Source organism: Marinobacter changyiensis, from assembly GCF_009193265.1.
In the GTDB taxonomy this organism is placed as follows: domain Bacteria; phylum Pseudomonadota; class Gammaproteobacteria; order Pseudomonadales; family Oleiphilaceae; genus Marinobacter; species Marinobacter changyiensis.
In genome coordinates this window covers 984,225-1,002,600 of sequence record NZ_VZZZ01000001.1, presented here as the reverse complement: position 1 = coordinate 1,002,600, position 18,376 = coordinate 984,225, and the positions used below count along the sequence as shown (strand labels likewise).

The following is an 18,376-nucleotide window of genomic DNA, read 5'->3' as shown; positions in this document are numbered from 1 at the left end:
CTGGATTAGCGACCGGACAGCGATACATCCCCATACCAGGCGGTGGCCGATTCGCCGGTGTTATCCGAATCCGACATGATGCCGATGCCGACAATGGTCGGTGGTGCCTCGCCAAAGGCTTTCTCGTAATCTGCCACAATATCCCTTGAGACAGTCACCCACTCGCCGGCCTGAGCCGCGCCGGAATTCACCGCGATCATCTGAGTGGCCTCGGTGTACGGGTTGGGCACCAACGCGTCCACCGGCAGTTTGTTGGCCCAGATGTAATTCAGCGCATTGCCGGGTAATTTCTCCCCCGCCAGGGCTTCAACTGCCTTGCGTTTGGCCCGCTCAAAAAAGCCCGCCTTGTCGGGCTCAAACTCAAACGCCACATAAATTCTTGCCGGGTAGTCATCGCCGGCTTTGTTGCGGGCATCGCCCTTCTGATAGATCCCGCTGACCTTCCAGCGCCACTCCAGAATGGGCCGCTGTTGCGGGTCCAGCCGTACCCGGGCAATCAGGCCAGAGGCGCTGTTGGAGGTGTGGGCCTCAACCACCTGAATGCCTTGATCCTGAACCAGCTCGTAGCGGCTGTGGCGATCAATGTTGGGGAATTCCAGTGGCTCCCAGCCTTCCTCAAGAGACTCGATAGCCGAGAATGCGGCTATTGACTGGTTTGGGTTTGCCGAAGCGGAGGCAGATACCAACAGGGCGAGCGCCAGAACCGCCGTACTTGGTTGCATGGAAAGTCTCCGGAAGAATGCGATCTCCAATTCGAGCAAGGACCGTCTCAAAAGTTCCTTATTGCCCGATTGTTAGATCTATACAGTGGTCGAATCCTTGGTTAGATACCAGATGCAGTGTTTAATCTTCAAGCAGCGATAACCACGGGCTTGGAGAAGAACTTTTTCGAAACCCGAGTGATTGAGTCCCAGACCGGTGCCCAATTGGAGTGGTAGCCATCAGGAATTCCGGAGAGAACGGTTTCCGAAAGTCTGATCCTTCGCTAATCTGACGGAACAGCGAAGCTTATGGGGCCACCCCACCGAACCAACCGATACGGAACCGCACCAATGACGGAATACTTCATCCAGGCGTTCATCTACCTGATCGCAGCGGTAGTGGCGGTACCGTTGGCCAAACGTTATGGACTTGGCTCGGTGCTGGGGTATCTGGTGGCCGGGGTGGTGATTGGGCCGGTGACCGGGCTGGTGGGCCAGGAAACCGAGGTTATCCAGCATTTCGCCGAATTTGGCGTGGTCATGATGTTGTTCCTGGTGGGCATGGAACTGGACCCGAAAGCCCTCTGGGCCATGCGTGTCCGTTTGCTAGGGTTGGGTGGTCTGCAGGTGGTGCTGACCGCTGGCGCCGGTATGGCCATCGCCTGGTGGTTGGGGTTGCCCTGGCAAACCACAGTCGCGGTGGGTTTGATTTTTTCCCTGTCATCCACCGCCATTGTCCTGCAGACCCTCAATGAAAAAGGACTCCGCAAGACAGAGGGCGGTCGAGGCGCCTTTTCGGTACTGCTCTTTCAGGATATCGCCGTTATTCCCATGCTCGCCGTCATCCCCCTGTTAATGATAACCGGTCTGGCGGCGACCAGCGCGGCCGAGGCCGACAATTACAGCAGTTTCAGCCTGGTGGCGAACCTGCCGGGCTGGGCTCATGCACTGGTGGTGGTCGGCGCAGTAGCGGCGGTGATCGTTGGTGGTCATTATCTGAGTCGACCGCTGTTCCGATACGTGGTGCAGTCCGGCATGCGCGAGGTGTTTACGGCCACCGCCCTGATGCTGGTGATTGGAATTGCCGCATTGATGAGTGTGGTCAGCCTGTCCCCCGCCCTGGGAGCTTTCCTGGCGGGGGTGGTGCTGGCCAACAGCGAGTTCCGCCATGAACTGGAGGCCAATATCGAGCCTTTCAAAGGTCTGCTGATGGGGCTGTTTTTTATTACCGTAGGGGCGGGTATAAATTTCGAGGTGCTGGCGGCGCAGTGGGGTACGGTACTGGCCCTGGGGCTGGCGGTGATTGTGGTCAAAGCGGCAGTATTGCTCCTGCTGGCGCAACTGTTCGGGATCCGTGGTCGGGATGGCTGGCTGTTTACTCTGGGCCTGGCCCAGGCCGGAGAGTTCGGCTTTGTGCTGCTGACCTACAGTATGCAGAACCGGGTTATCCCGACCGATATCGCCCAGGTACTGGCCCTGGTGGTGGCGCTGTCGATGTTCCTTACGCCGTTATTGTTCATCGCCTACGACCGGCTGGTTCTGCCACGATACCGTGATGCCCGTAACGAGCAGCGGGAGGCGGATGTGATTGAGGAACAGGCCCCGGTCATCGTGGCCGGTGTGGGGCGTTTCGGGCAGATCGTGTGCCGGTTGTTGCGGGCCAGCAAGGTTCCCATTGTGGCCATGGACCTGGCCCTGGACCAGATCGAAAACCTGCGCCGGATCAATATCAAGAGCTACTTTGGCGATGCCAGCCGAATGGAGTTGCTGGAAACAGCGGGCATCGCCAACGCGCGCCTGCTGGTCGTGGCCATTGACGACCGGGACCGGGCCGTAGCCCTGGTGCATCACGTCAAGCAACACTATCCGGGTGTCTGGGTACTGGCACGGGCCTTCGACCGTGGCCATGGCTACGAGCTGCGCCAGGCCGGTGCCGATGATGTGGTCAGCGAAACCTACCATTCCGCTCTCGAACTGGGCGGCCATGCCCTGACCGCGTTTGGGGTGCATCCATTGCGATCGCGGCAGATGACCTGGGCCTTCGTCAACAATGAGAAGGCCCACGATGACGAGCTGTTCGACGCCTGGAAAGACATCGAGGAGGGCATCCGCTTCAGCCCCCGCTACAGCGAATTGTTCATGAAACTGGAGGATACCCTGGGGCACGTCATGCAGCAGGATTGGCAGCCTCCAAGCCGCGAGGACGTGCCACTGTGGTCACCTCCGAAAGCCGGTGAGCGATCCCCGGGATGATTAACCTGAACTTGCGCCACCTCTATTATTTCTGGGTAATTGCCCGTGACGGCTCCATCGTTCGAGCGGCAGAGAGTCTTGAGCTGACACCGCAAACCCTCAGTGGTCAGTTGGCAACCTTCGAATCCGCCCTGGGCAACGCCCTGTTCCGACGCGCCAACCGGGCCCTGCAACTGACCGATTTCGGGCAAACCGTTTTTGGTTACGCGGACGAGATGTTCCAGACCGCCCAGGCGTTGACGGATGTGCTTCGAGAGCCACCCGCAAACAGACCTCTGAACCTGTCAGTCGGCATTGCAGCCTCGATTCACAAGTTGATTGCCTTCCATTTGACGGAGCCTGCCCTGTCCCTTCCCCGTGAGGTACGGCTGAGCTGCCGTACCGGCGACACCTCTGCACTGTTAAAACGCCTTGGCCAGCGGGAGCTGGACATTGTCCTTACTGACCGCGAGCCCGCCTCGGCTGAAGCCAGCCAGTTTCGCGCCCACCGCCTGGCAAGCTCCTCGATGTCGCTGTTTGCAGCCCCGGAACTGGCGGCTAAATTATCCGCTGACTTTCCCGCCAGTCTTGATCGCCAACCGTTTTTGGCGACGTCTCTTGATGCACCTTACATCACTGCGCTGATGAACTGGTTTTCCAGCCAGAATGTCCGGGTGAACGTGGTGGCCGAGGTTGATGACAGTGCTCTGATCAAAGTGTTCGGCCGAGAGGGCCTGGGTTATTTCGCCGCACCTACGGCTATCCGGGATGAAGTTTGTCGCCAGTACCAGGTAGTTCATGTGGCCAGCATCCGGGAGGTGAGGGACAACCTGTATGGAGTGACACGGGCTCGGGGTAGTTATAACGCCGCAGTGACCGAGCTCCTGCGTGAGCGACCGGAACTGGACGATAAGATCGAAAAAACCGAACAATAAACATGAAAAAACCATGTTCTTTTCGATTCATTGATTGTGGATGATGAGGTCGTGTTCCACAGAAGGAGAACCGGCCATGAAAACGATTCACAAGTTCCGTCTCGAGTGTGGCAAAGAACCCAACACCCTGAAGCTCCGTGAGGGGTACCGCGTGGTCCGCTGCGAGTACCTCGTTTCCCAGAAAGGCGTTTACCTGTGGGTAGAACAGCCACTGAACGTCGTCATTCCGGTAGTAGAGCGGCAATTTGTGGTGGTGTTTTCGGGCGACCCGGTACCCATCAGTTACCAGTATCTGGACACCGCTCTCGATCCGTTTGGCCCCGAGGCCTACCACGTCTTTGAGGTAGCCGAGGCACCGGCGTACAAAGCGGTTGAACCGCAGCAGCAGGTAAGCCCGATGCTGTTCAGACCAACCTCGCAACAAGTGGGCACTGCCTGAACCCGATTGTTCTTTGAGGGCCCTGCGGGGCCCTTTGTTTTGACTCCGCGGCAACAGTCCAGGGCGACTACCCCAGCGGACTGCGCACTCCCTCTGGACCGACGATATATGGCGGTGATGGAGAGATATTGCCAAGATTATCGGTGCTCAGTGTTGGTGATGTCAAAAGCCTTTGCCATCCCAGAGAATGCCCGGCGTCAGGATATTTGCGCGCCAGGGCGAAAGCGACAAGTCGCTGTAACCCGCAATCCGGAGCCGTATATAAGTGATGCAATTAGCTTGATGGGCTCTTCGAGCCGATCGATGATGCGAAATGCTTCGTCATGGGACAGCACCACCGCTAGCTTACGAGGCGTCTTCGACCGAGTGACATCACCGATCTCGCCGAGCGGCTTATCCATCACTTTGGTGTATAAACACACAAGAGAGTTCAGCGCCTGAGCTTGCGTTGCGGGAGCAACATTGCGATGCACCGCGAGCCAGGTCAAGAATTGATTTACTTCCGTTGGCCCCATATCACGGGGGTGCTTCATCTGGTGAAAACGAATGAAATAGCTGGTCCAGTACCAATAGGTTTTCTCTGTACGGATGTTGTAGTGATTTACACGAATGGCAGCGCGAATCTGATCACGCAGACGGGGCTGCTTTCCTTGCCTCTGTAAAGGCTCCTTGCCAGTATGTGTATATTCATACAGCATTATTGGCGGAGCAGATCACCGATGTCCAATGATTGCATGGCAACGATGTGGGTGGCGGTCTAAGCTGTTGTTTTATAAATTTATGGATAAAGCGTCAGCGCTTGGAAAACCGTAATCATGAAGCGGTCAAATTTCTGCAATCGCAAAGCATTCTATCCAATTGCTGTTAGCAGCTGTACCCACCCCTCCAAAAATTTTGTCTGATGAGTAAAAAAGGGATAATTTATACTCATGGAAGAGTTCGACGACAACAAGAGCAGGGCCAATCTTGCGAAGCACGGAATTGACTTCGAGGCGGCCCATTAGCTCTGGCAAGATCCTGATCTTTTGGAAATTCAGGCTAAAACAGAAGGCGAAGCGCGCTTTCTCATCATTGGCCGGTTAGGAGCAAAGCATTGGTCTGCTGTCGTTACTTATAAAGAAGAGCGAATCCGCCTGATTTCCGTCAGGCGGGCTCGCAAGAGAGAGGTGGAGCTTTATGAACGTTGAAGAGTTCGACGAAAAGTTTGATGCGGATAAAGAGGATGTCGTTGACGATCTGGACCTTTCGACAGCGCGTCGGGTGAATCAGGAACAGAAGCGTATCAACGTTGATTTTCCATCCTGGGTTGTAGAGGCGTTGGATCGTGAAGCAGCGCGAATAGGTGTCACTAGACAGTCGATTATCAAGGTCTGGCTGGTTGAGCGCCTGGAAGCTGATGCTGCTAACAAGGCGCTTAATGGTGACGCCGCAAGCGGCGCACGTTAGCTCTGCATTATGCAGTTCTAGAATTAAGTAAGGGGGAGATAAAATGCATCTGTATGAAGATCAATTTTCAGAAAGCCACGATTTTCCGAAAGTAGAAAACCATCGAAAATTTTAATAATCGCTTCAACAGGAAGATGCGGAAGCCATATGCTAGGGCATGCGCTATATAAAACAGGTAGTTTTGGATTTCCGTTAGAGTATACGAATCCTTCGAATTTTGCGAGATGGAAAAGGCGCTTTGGGATAGATGACTTTCAAGGGATCATGACTGAAATACAGCAACGGAGGACATCACCTAACGGCGTATTTGGAATAAAGATTCATTACCCTCACATTAAACAGTTTGGTGGGTTTGATAATTTAGTAAGATTATTTCCAAATGCTCATTATGTTCTCCTCTCTAGAAAAGACGTTTTGAAACAGGCCGTATCACTATCAATAGCTCGCCAAACAGGAGTATGGATATCTGGTCAAAAACCTGTAAACGAAAACCCAACATATGATTTCGAACATATCGATAAATGTCTTCGGGAAACCATTCTCAATAACTCATCTTGGAGGTACACTTTAGCTGCTAGTGGATGTAACTACATTGAAATGGATTTTGATCATGTACGTAATAATCTTTTTCAATCGATAGAAAAAATAGCAAGTTTTATTGGTATAGAAATCGAATCAACCGAAATGCCAAAAGAGCAAGCCACAAAAAAACAAAGTAAATATATAAATAAAGAATGGGCAATGAAGTTCATTTCCGATTTCAATAAAGCTGATGAGCTTCTTAGTAATAAAGGAATTGGTATTGCCGAGAAAATAAAGGGGAAAGTTAAACGGTTGATACAGGCATAACAAAGAAAATGCACTCGGACGGTAAAAAGCGCCGCTCCTTCGTCGCTCTGTTTTTTACCGCCGGTGATTTGAGACGTTAGTTTCTAAAACACCGATAATTTATAGACATGGGTGTATTGTTATCCCGCACCGCCTCGGAGAGATGCCGTGATCGAGATACATCAATTTGCGCCAGGGTGGGGTTTGAATGTAAGCCCGTTCTGCCTCAAGGTGGAGATTTACTGTCGTCTGGCAGAACTTCCCTACCAGACCAAAAGCACCCTTCCTTTCAAGGGGCCGAGGGGCAAGCTCCCATTCATTATTGATAAGGCACACAGTGTTCCCGACAGTGGCAACATCCTTACGTACCTGAAGAAGACGTACGGTGACCCGCTAGACGGACAGCTCTCCGAAGCTCAATTAGCCTCTGGTCACATGTTGCGACGCACGTGTGAGGAGAGTCTTTACTTCGCTATCCTCTTTTCACGTTGGATGGACGACAGATACTGGCCGAAGACCAGGGACGCGTTTTTCGGCATGGTGCCGCCCGTAGCTCGCCACTTGGTGGCGGCTGCAGCGCGAAAAGGCATTAGGAAAAGCCTTACAGGGCAGGGTTATGGTCGCTATCCATTGGCGGAGGTGTATGCCACCGGCACTGCGGATCTTACTGCGATTGCTTGGCAGCTAGACCAGCATAAGTATGCGGTAGGTAACAAGGTGACCTCATTTGATGCGACTGTTTATGCATTCCTTTTCAACATCGTTCGGGCGCCGCTGGAGACACCGCTCAAGCATGCTGCTTCGGAGAATGGGTCGATTCTTGCGTACTTGGAGCGTGTGGACGACACGCTGAAGATGAAAGGTGGCCCTAGTGTCCCGTCTGGCTAATTCGTTAACCTACTGAGCCAGACCGGACACTAGTGGAGTGTAATAAGTGGTCGGGTACCATCTGAGTTTGGTGGAACCGGTGCCGCCGGTGTGGTCTACAATGAGCCAATGAGTGTGTTTGCGGCACCAGCTGTGAAGCTATCTGTTAGCAGCGTATCCATCCATGGATGGTGGTCAGCTATTAGGCAGCTAACGTGGTTCTATCTGGAGGAAAGGTGATGCACAAAAACTACTTCGCAATCTTCTCCATACTTCTTGTCCTGGTACTGCCCATTTCAGTTAATGCCGATGGGTTATTGGGTGAGGTGGATGCCAAGAATCAGGCATTCGCGAAAGCGATTCTTTCAAAAGATGTTGATCACCTGGTCAACAGTTACATTGAGGATGGTTGTATCATCGCGCCGAAATCGCCGAAGATTTGCGGAAAAGATGCTATCCGAGGTTTTTGGGAAGGCGTTGTCGCATCAGAACCGCAGGATGTCGAAATACGTATGCAAAATGCGGGAAGTGACTCTGATCTTGCATAGGTTACCGGCGAGCTTCTAATCACCGATTCAGAATCAAATACCCAAAAAAATCGATTTGTTCTGGTTATAAAAAATGCTGGTGCTGACTGGAAGCTGCCTATCGATGCGTGGACTCCGCAATGAAGGCGCTGTCAGCCGGCCAGCGTGACATGTTGTTCTACACCGGTCGGCTGGGCAGGTCACGGGTGGAATAACAATGCAATCCACGCGACAAGCGCGTGATTGCGGGCGTTACATTGTTTAGGGAGTCTTCGTGAAGATGAGCTTTTTTGAAGGAAAACGCCTGAAACGGATTCTTGATAGCGGGTTACCATGGACCACGCAGATTCAATATAGGAACGACTGGGACAGTTCGGGCACGCAGTCGATATCGCTCTTGAGCTGATCAAGCGAAGAAAGTTTTCAGCTTCTCCCAGATCAGCAAAATTTTATTCGGTCATGGAAAACACTCTGGGCTCAGGTAAGGGGCGAGGACATTTATTTTTCTATCACGGAGAATCCGGACACCGATCTGAAAGGCCGCTACTAATCAGTGGCTTGGGAGTGGGTGTCCGAATTGCGTGTTTCTAGTCAAATACCGCAAACCTCAGGCCCTTGGCGGTATCCAGGCCGACCACGGTATCCAGTCCGGTCATGCCGGTAAAATCCGTGTGTTCAATATTGGCTTCGGTCAGGTTGGCATTGGTGAGGTTTGCGCCGGAAAAGTCGGCACCCCTCAAATCCGCGCGGGTCAGGTCGGCGCCCTTCAAATTGGCCTTCCTGAGGTTTGAGTATCGCATGTCCACTCGGCTCAACTTGGCCCGGGAAAGATCCGCGCCCTCAAGGTCCGTCTTCTGGAATGTGCCGCGCTGGAGTCCCATGGACTGGTTGCCCATGTCGGCGCTGGCATCCGCGTCGATCAGAATAGCCCCTCTCATGTTGGCGCCATTAAAGTTGGCAGCTGCCCGTGCGCCGGTCAGGTCGGCATTTTCCAGGTTCGAATTCAGAAGCTGCGTCATGAAAAGGTTGGCGCCCTGGAGGTTGGCACCGGATAAATCGGATTCGAGCATTTCAGCCCCGCCCAGATCGGCCCCGGAAAGATCTGCTCCGCTAAAGTTGGAGTGATTCAGCCGGGCGGAGCGGAAACTGGATTTCTTAAGGTCAACCCCGGGTAGTGCCAGCCGATAAAGCTTCTTGCCTGACAGATCGAGTGGCTTTGAGGGGGAAGTCTTTTCAAGGAGTGAGAGTACGGCACTGTCGTTCATCTCTACCGCGGTCGAGCTCGGGTGTTTCAAGCGGTCTTCAATGGACATCGGGCCTTCGTAGCTTTGTGAAAGCCCTGGTGTGCAATAGAACACCAAGCTTAGTATGACCATAGCCCGCGAAATGCGGCCAGTCGCTTTACTCAACCCGGGCAAGCTTGCAAGAGTGGGTTTGCAGAGGACGATCATCTTTAGTTACCTGCTTCAAGCGTTGCAGTGATGCCTTATTGATAGCATGTATCCGTTCTCCGGCATAGCGTCGAGTCTTCCCGCAATGCATAACAAATTGCGGCACTTCAGCGCAGCAAAGCTGCGCTCCAGGAAATAGTACCCACAAACTCATGTGTCACCGCCCGCTTTTTGGTATACAGGTGAAGTGGGCTCGCAATTTTTTGGCATCTTCGCGAATCCTGGCATTCAAATCGTCCTAATCCCAGAAGTGGAGTCTATTCATGCAGCCAAAAGACATCGTGGCCCAGTACATTGCTGATATCCATGCCCAGCGTCTTGATGAGGCAAAGGCCTTGCTGGCTGCTGAGGGGTTCGAATATGTGGGGCCGAATATGCGCTTCCTTAGCCCCGATGACATGCTGGCCTACCAATTCGGTATGGTTGCCATTCAGAAAGACCTGATCCTCCGTCAGCTCAGTGCCGACGGGGAGCACGTGTTCGCGATCCTGGATTACCGGACCAACTTTGAACCGATCGGGGATGTGCGGCTTGCCGTCTGGTTTCGTGTCCGGAACGATAAAATACAGACGGTTGAAGCCTTCTATAACGCGGCAGTGGTTGAAAACATGCTGGGAGGCAATCTACCTTCAGCTGGCTGAAACAATGGGGGGATTCCGGGTATTCGTCCGGTCCCAATAGGGAGCCCTACCTGCTGGAAAACGTTTCAGCAAGATGTATTGACCACGATCAATTCCGCTACACCAATAGCGGCAGCATGCGCAACTGTTTTCGGCTACACTCGAGTTTAGACGCGTCTCTTCAATCGGGCGCTGTTTCAAGGAGTAACCATGGCTTCATCAAGAACCATCAAGTTGCATATCGGCAATGCCCTACCGCCGGCGAATGCCAGAGGTACAGAGCAGATCATTGCGCTGTGGCAGCAAATTGGCACCTTTTTCAGGGAGCGGTCCTTCCAGGCCCAGAGTGGAATCAAGGGCGTCGCCCGGGCGTACAGTATTTCCCTGGACAGCAGCTCCCTGCTGCACGCCATGGAGAGCGCCAGAGACCAGTCACAGAGTTTCAGTGAACAGCGTCGGGCGTATATCGACAACCCGGGTAACCGCATCGACGCCGAGCTTGCCATCACTGTAACCGGCCAGGAGCATGCTCTGGAGGAATTGGAAAGCTACCAGGTTGCTACGGTTTTTCTTCATCAATTGGTGATGGCCACCAATATCATCCACCCCGGTGCCTTCCAGGTTCTTGATGCACGCTTCACTGGCGAGGGTGCACACCGATTTGAGGCACAGCAGTTCGATGCCCAGATCTTTCGTGGGGCGTTAAAAACTGCCACGTCAAACGAATGGCCTAAACTCGGTAGCCCCGGACTGGAGACGGTCTGGACCTGGCTCGAGCATACTGGTGTCGCCAGGGCTGATACGGCCATCAAGGATATCAATCGGGTACTCTTCACGCTTTTGAAAGTTGCCGAACAACGCCAGGAATACAGCGCCAGAACCGTGCTTCTGGTCATGTACCAGCTCGAGGTGCTGCTGGACTGCCGTGAAACCCGGAGTCTGGAACAACTGCGCAATCGCGGTCAGTTGGTTCTTGGCGCCATTCCTGAGGCGGCAGACTGTTTCAAGGAGCTCTACGACGTCCGTAACGGTCTCTTCCTGGCGAGCCAGCCGGTGCACCGCCCACCGCTGATCTGCCACAACACCGCCAAAGCGCTACGCGAACAGATCGGGCAGCACAACACCGCTGTGGAATCCGGAACGGCCCTTGTTCTGGCCCTGCTTCAGGATCTGATTGCGCACAATGCCCGGAGTTATAACTTCACTGAGCGCATGTCACGGGAGTAGAAGGGGAACGTACAGGCGCACTGAGACAGGTGGCGTTATCAATACCATCATCACGACCCTGACGATGAATCCATCGTTGGATCTATACGGCACCACCGACCACCTGGTCGAAGATGCCAAGACTCGCTGTCGCGAAGTCGGCCGAGAGCCCGGCGGGGGTGGCATCAATGTTGCCCGTAATCTGCATGTCCTGGGCGATCGTGTTCATGCCGTCTTCCCCGGCGGCGGCTCCTGCGGCGACATGATCGAATCGATGCTGCGCAGCGAATCGATTTCCTATGAGCGCATTCCCGTCAATAATCCAACACGCCAGAATCTGGCGCTGACCGAGACTTCGACCGGTCGCATGTTTCATTTTGTGTTCCCGGGTGAGGAGATCAGCGAACGGGAATGGCGCGCCTGCCAGTCCGCCATCCGCCATGTCAGTAACAAGACGCGCTACCTGGTTCTCAGCGGCAGCCTGCCTTCCGGCGCACCGGACGACTTCCATGCCCGGCTTGCCAGTGAAGCTTCGACGCGATCCATCCGGGTTATTCTGGATACATCCGGTCGGGCCCTGGGGCCGACGCTCTGCGCGGGCGTCTACCTGGCAAAGCTCAACCGCAAGGAACTGGCCCAGCTGGGATATTCCGGGGACTGGCAGCCTGAAAGCCAGTTGGCTTTGATGTCGGAACTGGTGCGAAAAGGCGCTGCGGAACTGTTGGTTGTCACCCAGGGCGACAAGGGGGCCCTCATGGCGACGGCTGACGGACAGCAATTGCAAGCCATCCCCCCTCCGGTTGAGGTGGTGAGCCATGTTGGCGCTGGTGACAGTTTCGTATCGCTGATGGTGCACAGCCTGAATCAGGGCCGCTCTGAAGCAGACGCACTGGCCTACGGTGTTGCCGGCGCAGCGGCGGCAATCAGCACGCCGGGGAGCCGGATTCCCGCCCAGACTCGTATTGATGAGCTTTTCGTCCAAGTCAGACGAAGCCCATGACGTAGGATATACGAGTGGAGGGGGAGCACCTCGGGTTCTGACGGAGCCTCCCGACGCAGACTTCCTATGTCGTGGCCACGCGCCCGCTGGCGCTGGTGTGGCCAGCAAACAGGGTAACCGGGCAGCTGATGGATCGCATCAATGCCGCGTTCGCCTTGGGCAACCAGCGTGCGCCCGGCCAGGACATCGAGTTTGCGGTCAACCAGCTGATCGAAATTGCAATACGAGCCCTCTCCCCAGGGCTCAATGATCCATTCACGGCACTGACCTGTCTGGACCACTTGGGGTCGGCCCTGTGCCGCTTGGCTCAAGACCGACCCCAAGTGGTGGAAGAGCGCTTTCAATCAGCGAAGCAATTGTTGAGCTAGTCGCCGGATTACAGCTTCGTCCCAAGTGAATACACTCAACTTGAGGAAGCTTGGGTTCGCGAGTTGGATCGTTTCATTTACCATCAGGGAAATCCGGGAGGGATATATGTTTCTCGCCGAAAAATCGACCGGTCATATGATCGAGGTGTTGGACATCAAGGCGCTGTTTGATCCCAATAAATCCACGGTCAAAGGCAGCCTGCACTTCGGTGAGGAGGCCCAGGATCCGGAGGCTTTCGAAAAAGCCGGTCTGAACTTCCCGTCAGGGGAATCCCTGCCGCTTTGCTGGACCGATCCGGATTATCGCAGACGGTGATCCGGGCTTTTCGCAACCATTCTCTGCTGTCCCTGATGGTTCGTCATGCTTGAGGGGATGAGCTATACCGACATGGCGGGCCAGCTCGTCAGCCTGATTGCACTGGGGTTCTGCCTTGTCGGCTTTGCCAGCAAGCGGGATGACCGCCTGATGGGGCTGCTGATTTCTGCAAACGTGGCCTTTGCGCTGCAGTTTGCCCTGTTCGGCAGCTGGACGGCGGCCGTCCTGAGCCTGCTGGTGATTGGCCGTATCATTCTGGCCCGTCGCTACCTTGGCAATTGGCTGGTGATGCTGGCGGTACTGGCTGTGAACCTGGTGGTGGTCACCAGCTTCATCACTATCTACCGGCTCACCCGGATGAAGCGCCGCTACCCGGAAGCCTTTGAAAATCTGAAGGAGCCCGGCTCATAGTCGGGTGTTTTTCACTCGCTCAAAGCCGTCTCGGATGAGCCAATTTTGCGGAACAGCCGCCATTTCACCGGAGTCTCGGGTTCATAGGTGCAGTACAGGCCGGTGCGGATGGCCTTTCGCAGGTGGCGTCCTAGCGGGGCGTGTACAGCCTCGACTTTACGGATGGCGTAGCGGATTCGCCAGGTGACGGTGGTCCGGGCCCGCTCCGCCATGCTGCCGAGGCGACGGCTGCGGCCGCCGAGCCCCAATGCGTCGGAGAGCGCCTCAAGCAGGGTATCGAGTTCCGTCTGTATCTGCTCGACGCGGCCGAGGTCATTATCATCTTCGGCGCCGGCCAGTTCTTCCTGCAATTCGCGGATGCGGGCCTTGTAGGCCTCCCGGGCTTTGTCGTCCAGTACCCCGTCATCCCGGTTCTCATTTCTGACGTGGCCCGAGAGGTCGAAACAGTGAATGCTGGTACCCGCGTTTCCGATCAATACCACGATGTCCTGCAGGCCTTTCATGTCTGGGAGTAGCACGGTCTGGCCATTGAATCGCAGCAGCCATCCTGACCCCTGGCGAAGGATGGCAGACTCCTTGGCGGGTGGCGGGGTTGCCGGGCTTGCCAGATCAGCGGCGGGCAGGGTCGAAGCCGGGTGGGTGTCAACACGGCCCAATGCCTCACGAATGAAGGTGATGTCTTCGGGCTGGCGTAACGGGTTAACCGCCAGCAGCCAGTCAATCGCTTCCCCCGGACGCGCTTCCCGACCACCGGTGATCTTGGCACGAAACAGTACCTCGAACTTGTCGTACCAGACCCTCGCCTCTTGCATTTGTCCTTTCAGGGCGTAACAGGCGGCGAGCCCGGCTGGAAGGTCCACCACGGGCACGTCGATGCCGTTCCTGGCAAACTCGATAGCTTCATCGATACGCCGGGCGAGCAGGTACGGCACGCAGGCGTAGGCGGAATACCATTGGGGATGGAAAGGATGCAACCGGAATGCTCTTTCTGCGCATTGAATGCTGCTTTCGTGGTTGCCCAATAAGGCGTGGCAAAGCGCCAGCTGAATCAGGCAATCGGGGTGGTTGGGCGAGAGCGCCAACGCCCGGTCCACGTACCAGGCAGCCTGGTCGAAGTCGCGGCGGTGGAGCAGTATCCGACCAATCACCACGTGCAGGAGCGGGTCGGTGTCGTCCAGGTCAAGGGCTTGGTGGGCGAATTTGTAGGCTTTCTCGCCATTGGCGTCAAAGGCGTGCCAGAACTGACAGGTCCACTCATTGAACCAGGACAGCGACAGGCCGCCATAGGCTCTGGCGAAGTGGGGGTCGAGCGCCACCGCCCGTTCAAGCAGGATGCGGGCCTCAGCGTCGTCCTCGGCGGTGCCCTTCAGCAGCAGGGATTTGCCGCGTATCCAGAGCTCGTAGGCCTCAAGATTTTCAATGGCTTTGCTGCGGGATTCCAGCAGCACCGCGTCCTCGAGACGGGCGGCGAGGGCCACGGCAGTCTGCGCGACGATGCTGTCCTCAATGGCATAGAGCTTGGCCGTGGGTGCTTCATAGCGGTGGCTCCAAACGTGGCGGTCGCTCTGGGCGTCGGTGAGACCAGCGGTGATGCGCAAGCTGGCGTCTGTTCGCCGCAATGCGGTCCGCAGCACGAAGGCCCTGCCATTCTGATCAGCCTCAGGGCGTTCCACCGGAGGCGATTCCTGCTTTGCCGTCGCCTGCCAACACACCAGATCCAGCGAGCCGAAGCGCGCAAGCTCGACCTGCAGGTCATCGTTAAAGCCTTGGGCGAAGATCTGCTCCTCAGCTAACCCGCTGGTGGTGCAGGGCATGAGGATAAGCGTCGGGTTTCTTGCAGCCATGTGCGTGCCCTACCTGGCCAGAGGCACCCAACGGCTCAGTCCCATGTCTGAGAACCGTGTGCCTGTTGATCAATTTTACTCGTCTCACGATGTAAGTGCATCTCTCACGCCTTCAGTAGTGAGGAACCGGTCGAGCAACCCGTTTGCTCCGGGCAACTTCTCGCTCACTTTAAACAAGAAGGGACATGATGATGACCAAGTACCGCAGCAAACTGCCCCAAACGCAGGGCCAGCTTTTCCTGACTGACGGCGGCCTGGAAACTACACTGATCTTCCACGATGGCATTGATATCCCCCATTTTGCAGCGTTCACGCTGCTGGCGGACAAAGCAGGCCGCGACCACCTGCGCCGGTATTTCCTGCGCTACGCCAGCATTGCCCGTGCCGGCCAGACCGGCTTTATACTGGAAGCGCCCACCTGGCGGGCAAGCCCGGACTGGGGCGCGAAGCTGGGCTACTCCACCGAGGCTCTCACCAAAGCCAATGCCGACGCAATCTGGTTGCTCGAAGAGGTGCGTGCCGTCTGCCAGAGCGCGGAGATGCCCGTTGTCATCAGCGGTTGCATCGGCCCCCGGGGCGACGGCTACAACCCGGCAGAGATCATGAGCGAAGAAGAAGCCCAGACTTACCACAGCCTGCAGGTGAACACCTTTGCCAACAGCGCGGCCGACATGATCACGGCCATGACCATCACTAACGTGCCCGAAGCCATTGGCATTTCCCGGGCCGCCAACGCGGCTGGCATACCCTTATGCCTCTCGTTCACTGTGGAGACTGATGGCCGCCTGCCTACCGGAGTATCCCTGCGCACAGCCATCGAGGCCGTGGATAAGGCTACCGGTAACGGGCCAGCTTATTATATGATCAATTGTGCCCACCCTACCCACTTCACCAAGGCATTGGCCAGTGGTGAGCCTTGGCTGCGGCGCATCCTTGCAGTACGTGCCAATGCCTCCAGGCGCAGCCACGCCGAACTCGATAACGCTGAAAATCTGGACGCCGGTGATCCGGTCGAACTGGGGCGGGAATACGCGGAGCTGCGCGCGTTGCTGCCGTGGCTCACGGTTCTGGGCGGCTGCTGCGGCACGGACCACCGCCACATTGAACAGGTCTGTGAGCACTGTGTGATCGAAGCTTGAGGTTACTAGCACCTGAAGCGCGGCCGCTCCGGCGGCCGTCTTCGCTGAGTTGCGCTGATATGCAGATTTACGCTGAGCAGATTTAGTTGAAGAGTGCTAACGATTTTTTCGTTGTTCGAGGTGCCATATGCCCACCCTGCAACCTTTCGTACGTGAAGCCGGATCCGGACCCGGTGTGGTCTGCATTCATTCCAACGCCGCCAGTTCCTCCCAGTGGCGTGACCTCATGGAGGTGTTGGAGGCCACCCATCACGTTTTTGCGCCGGACTCTTACGGCTCCGGAAGAAGCGTGGACTGGACCTCGGACCGGGAAATCACCTTACAGAATGAGGTTGAATTCATTGAGCCCGTGATGGCGCAAGCGGGCTCACCTCTTACCCTGATCGGGCACTCCTACGGCGCTGCGGTTGCCCTGATGGCAGCGCTTGCCGATCCAGATCGGATCCGAGCGCTTGCGCTCTACGAGCCCACACTTTTCGCTGTCGTTGATGCCCATACTCCACCACCTAATGGCGCAGACGGCATTCGCGGCGCGGTAGCGGCGTCCAGCGCTGCTCTTGACGCAGGCGACCGCGATAGTGCGGCTGAACATTTCATCGATTACTGGATGGGAAAAGGAAGCTGGCAGGCCACCCCCTCTCAGCGAAAACCCGCCATCGCCGGTTCGACCGTCAACGTCCGCCGCTGGGCACATGCGTTGATCACCGAAGCCACGCCCGTGGAAGCGTTTGCAGCGCTCAACATCCCCATTCTGTACATGTTGGGCGAGCAGTCGCCGGAGTCTGCCCATGCCGTCGCCCGTATCCTGATCCCCGTGCTCCCGTTGGTTCGCGTGGCGGAATTTCCCGGCCTTGGCCATATGGGGCCGATCACCCATCCGGAGGTCGTGAATTCGGAGATTGCAAGGTTCCTGGCGGAGGTCGAAGCCTGATAATCCTTGTTCTGCAAAGGGAGAGCAACGTGGAACAGATCTTTTTCGGCGGGTGGTCAAGCCTGGTTCGCACGCTGATTGTGGGTGTGCTGACTTACGTGGTGCTGGTGGTTTTCCTGTGCATCTCCGGCAATCGGACCCTTTGTCCTGGAGACAGATGGTTCACTGAGTGTTGGGTTCTGCTCAACCTGCGGAACACACTTGTTCTATCGCCTGCTCCCCACCGATGAATACGTTCTTACACCCGGGCTATTCGAGAATGACGCTGGCTTCATAATGAACAGCCAGATATTTATCGATCAGAAGCCGGACTGCTATGCGTTCGTAAATGATACGCCGACCATGACCGGGGAGGAGGTGTTTACGCAATTTTCGGAATCCGTTATCTGAGCGGCATGCCTGACAAAACCCGCCGCATGAGCCGGGCGTTAAAACAGGGAGTGTAAGGGCGAGTAGTAGAAACAATGCTGTCAGAAAATCTCTGGCTCAGGCAGCACACGTTACACACACTGATCTTGCAGCGCTTTAGTGACGGAGTCTTTGCAGAGAATTATTTTCGTGATGGTGATAGTGAAAATCTAACTTCATTATTCACTCCAACAATATTTTCCTATTTCAGATATTATGGATCACAGAAGTTGGCGATAAGCCAACATTTAACTGGGAGAATATAATGAGCAAGAAACCCGAAAAAGATGCAGTCACTACCGCCACAATTGAGGAGCAAACTGCTGCTTTTTTAAAGTCTGGCGGGGCTGTTGAATACGTAGTCAAAGGTAAAAGTGGGCAAATTACCTCTGCAGGTTCGAAGCAGATTAACCTGAAAGGTAGCTGATGAGTTTGGTACCCAAGCCGCGCGCCCAGGGGGCGAGTGGCAGACCCTTCCTCCAGGGCTGTCCTGGCCTGATCCGGATCGGTGCCGATGTCGAAGGTTGCCTGCATGAGGATCGTTAACCAGTCAGGCCATGCACCGGGTGACAAACTCTTCGCTTCGCTGCGATTTTGTCACCGGTGATGGCAGGCCTTATAAAGATGAGGGATCAGCGCGGCGGCGCCTCGCCTCGCTACTCGAAGAAGCCGTCTTCAGGGGTGTCCTCATTCCGCGAAACAGTTTG

The 18,376-nt window shown here is 55.7% G+C and carries 21 protein-coding genes and 1 pseudogene; 18 read left to right on the top strand and 4 right to left on the bottom strand.

Annotated elements, in window-relative coordinates:
- Nucleotides 1-5: 5 nt before the first annotated feature.
- Nucleotides 6-722: a DUF3047 domain-containing protein gene (locus F6Y09_RS04820; RefSeq protein ID WP_152205747.1), complete on the bottom strand. Its 717-nt coding sequence runs from the start codon at nucleotides 720-722 to the stop codon at nucleotides 6-8.
- Between the two features lie 330 nt (nucleotides 723-1,052).
- On the opposite strand from F6Y09_RS04820, the gene F6Y09_RS04815 reads away from it, so the two are divergent.
- From F6Y09_RS04815 to F6Y09_RS04805, 3 genes are all read left to right on the top strand, one after another.
- On the top strand, nucleotides 1,053-2,954 hold the full coding sequence (locus tag F6Y09_RS04815; RefSeq protein WP_152205746.1) for a monovalent cation:proton antiporter-2 (CPA2) family protein: 1,902 nt from the start codon (nucleotides 1,053-1,055) through the stop codon (nucleotides 2,952-2,954).
- Entirely contained in the window at nucleotides 2,951-3,868 is a 918-nt protein-coding gene (locus F6Y09_RS04810; RefSeq protein ID WP_152205745.1) for a LysR family transcriptional regulator, read from the top strand. Before F6Y09_RS04815 ends, F6Y09_RS04810 begins: the two co-directional genes overlap by 4 nt.
- Before the next feature lie 76 nt (nucleotides 3,869-3,944).
- On the top strand, nucleotides 3,945-4,307 hold the full coding sequence (locus F6Y09_RS04805; RefSeq protein ID WP_246180304.1) for a DUF7352 domain-containing protein: 363 nt from the start codon (nucleotides 3,945-3,947) through the stop codon (nucleotides 4,305-4,307).
- A 197-nt stretch (nucleotides 4,308-4,504) separates the two neighbouring features.
- On the opposite strand, the gene F6Y09_RS04800 is transcribed toward F6Y09_RS04805, so the two are convergent.
- Nucleotides 4,505-5,005, bottom strand: coding sequence for a phage integrase N-terminal SAM-like domain-containing protein (locus F6Y09_RS04800; protein ID WP_152205744.1), 501 nt, complete (start codon nucleotides 5,003-5,005; stop codon nucleotides 4,505-4,507).
- Between the two features lie 321 nt (nucleotides 5,006-5,326).
- Between F6Y09_RS04800 and F6Y09_RS20810 the strand changes: the two are divergent.
- From F6Y09_RS20810 to F6Y09_RS04775, 5 genes and pseudogenes are all read left to right on the top strand, one after another.
- Nucleotides 5,327-5,494, top strand: a pseudogene (locus F6Y09_RS20810) (BrnT family toxin); the annotation flags it as partial.
- Complete coding sequence (gene brnA / locus F6Y09_RS04790; RefSeq protein WP_152205743.1) at nucleotides 5,484-5,753, top strand: type II toxin-antitoxin system BrnA family antitoxin; 270 nt, start codon at nucleotides 5,484-5,486, stop codon at nucleotides 5,751-5,753. The pseudogene F6Y09_RS20810 and the gene brnA, both read left to right, overlap by 11 nt.
- 63 nt (nucleotides 5,754-5,816) lie before the next feature.
- Entirely contained in the window at nucleotides 5,817-6,602 is a 786-nt protein-coding gene (locus tag F6Y09_RS04785; RefSeq protein ID WP_343031069.1) for a Stf0 family sulfotransferase, read from the top strand.
- Between the two features lie 147 nt (nucleotides 6,603-6,749).
- On the top strand, nucleotides 6,750-7,469 hold the full coding sequence (locus F6Y09_RS04780) for a glutathione S-transferase family protein (RefSeq protein ID WP_179959338.1): 720 nt from the start codon (nucleotides 6,750-6,752) through the stop codon (nucleotides 7,467-7,469).
- A gap of 218 nt (nucleotides 7,470-7,687) precedes the next feature.
- The gene (locus tag F6Y09_RS04775; protein ID WP_152205741.1) at nucleotides 7,688-7,996 is read left to right on the top strand and encodes a YybH family protein; all 309 of its coding nucleotides are present in this window, start codon (nucleotides 7,688-7,690) and stop codon (nucleotides 7,994-7,996) included.
- A 566-nt stretch (nucleotides 7,997-8,562) separates the two neighbouring features.
- Here F6Y09_RS04775 and F6Y09_RS04770 read toward each other — a convergent pair.
- The gene (locus tag F6Y09_RS04770; RefSeq protein WP_179959337.1) at nucleotides 8,563-9,351 is read right to left on the bottom strand and encodes a pentapeptide repeat-containing protein; all 789 of its coding nucleotides are present in this window, start codon (nucleotides 9,349-9,351) and stop codon (nucleotides 8,563-8,565) included.
- A 338-nt stretch (nucleotides 9,352-9,689) separates the two neighbouring features.
- Here F6Y09_RS04770 and F6Y09_RS04765 point away from each other — a divergent pair, with 338 nt between their 5' ends.
- The 6 genes from F6Y09_RS04765 (at nucleotide 9,690) to F6Y09_RS04740 (ending at nucleotide 13,347) form a co-directional block, all read left to right on the top strand.
- Nucleotides 9,690-10,067: a nuclear transport factor 2 family protein gene (locus tag F6Y09_RS04765; protein ID WP_152205739.1), complete on the top strand. Its 378-nt coding sequence runs from the start codon at nucleotides 9,690-9,692 to the stop codon at nucleotides 10,065-10,067.
- A gap of 189 nt (nucleotides 10,068-10,256) precedes the next feature.
- Nucleotides 10,257-11,273: a hypothetical protein gene (locus tag F6Y09_RS04760; protein ID WP_152205738.1), complete on the top strand. Its 1,017-nt coding sequence runs from the start codon at nucleotides 10,257-10,259 to the stop codon at nucleotides 11,271-11,273.
- Entirely contained in the window at nucleotides 11,230-12,252 is a 1,023-nt protein-coding gene (locus tag F6Y09_RS04755; protein WP_152205737.1) for a 1-phosphofructokinase family hexose kinase, read from the top strand. Before F6Y09_RS04760 ends, F6Y09_RS04755 begins: the two co-directional genes overlap by 44 nt.
- 71 nt (nucleotides 12,253-12,323) lie before the next feature.
- Nucleotides 12,324-12,620: a DUF2254 family protein gene (locus F6Y09_RS04750; RefSeq protein WP_152205736.1), complete on the top strand. Its 297-nt coding sequence runs from the start codon at nucleotides 12,324-12,326 to the stop codon at nucleotides 12,618-12,620.
- 106 nt (nucleotides 12,621-12,726) lie between these two features.
- Nucleotides 12,727-12,936 carry an acetyltransferase gene (locus F6Y09_RS04745; protein WP_152205735.1) on the top strand — a complete coding sequence of 70 codons (210 nt, stop codon included), beginning with the start codon at nucleotides 12,727-12,729 and terminating at the stop codon, nucleotides 12,934-12,936.
- 45 nt (nucleotides 12,937-12,981) lie between these two features.
- Complete coding sequence (locus tag F6Y09_RS04740; RefSeq protein WP_152205734.1) at nucleotides 12,982-13,347, top strand: YgjV family protein; 366 nt, start codon at nucleotides 12,982-12,984, stop codon at nucleotides 13,345-13,347.
- An 11-nt stretch (nucleotides 13,348-13,358) separates the two neighbouring features.
- Here the strand turns inward: F6Y09_RS04740 and F6Y09_RS04735 are convergent, their stop codons facing one another.
- Nucleotides 13,359-15,191 (bottom strand): tetratricopeptide repeat protein, encoded by a 1,833-nt coding sequence (locus F6Y09_RS04735; RefSeq protein ID WP_152205733.1) that lies wholly within the window; start codon nucleotides 15,189-15,191, stop codon nucleotides 13,359-13,361.
- 185 nt (nucleotides 15,192-15,376) lie between these two features.
- On the opposite strand from F6Y09_RS04735, the gene F6Y09_RS04730 reads away from it, so the two are divergent.
- The 4 genes from F6Y09_RS04730 (at nucleotide 15,377) to F6Y09_RS20080 (ending at nucleotide 18,096) form a co-directional block, all read left to right on the top strand.
- Nucleotides 15,377-16,330, top strand: a complete 954-nt coding sequence (locus F6Y09_RS04730; RefSeq protein WP_246180300.1) for a homocysteine S-methyltransferase family protein — start codon at nucleotides 15,377-15,379, stop codon at nucleotides 16,328-16,330.
- A 127-nt stretch (nucleotides 16,331-16,457) separates the two neighbouring features.
- Nucleotides 16,458-17,261 carry an alpha/beta fold hydrolase gene (locus tag F6Y09_RS04725; protein ID WP_152205732.1) on the top strand — a complete coding sequence of 268 codons (804 nt, stop codon included), beginning with the start codon at nucleotides 16,458-16,460 and terminating at the stop codon, nucleotides 17,259-17,261.
- 201 nt (nucleotides 17,262-17,462) lie between these two features.
- Entirely contained in the window at nucleotides 17,463-17,651 is a 189-nt protein-coding gene (locus tag F6Y09_RS04715) for a hypothetical protein (protein ID WP_152205731.1), read from the top strand.
- Nucleotides 17,652-17,934: 283 nt separating this feature from the next.
- Nucleotides 17,935-18,096 carry a hypothetical protein gene (locus tag F6Y09_RS20080; RefSeq protein ID WP_179959335.1) on the top strand — a complete coding sequence of 54 codons (162 nt, stop codon included), beginning with the start codon at nucleotides 17,935-17,937 and terminating at the stop codon, nucleotides 18,094-18,096.
- Nucleotides 18,097-18,376: the final 280 nt, after the last annotated feature.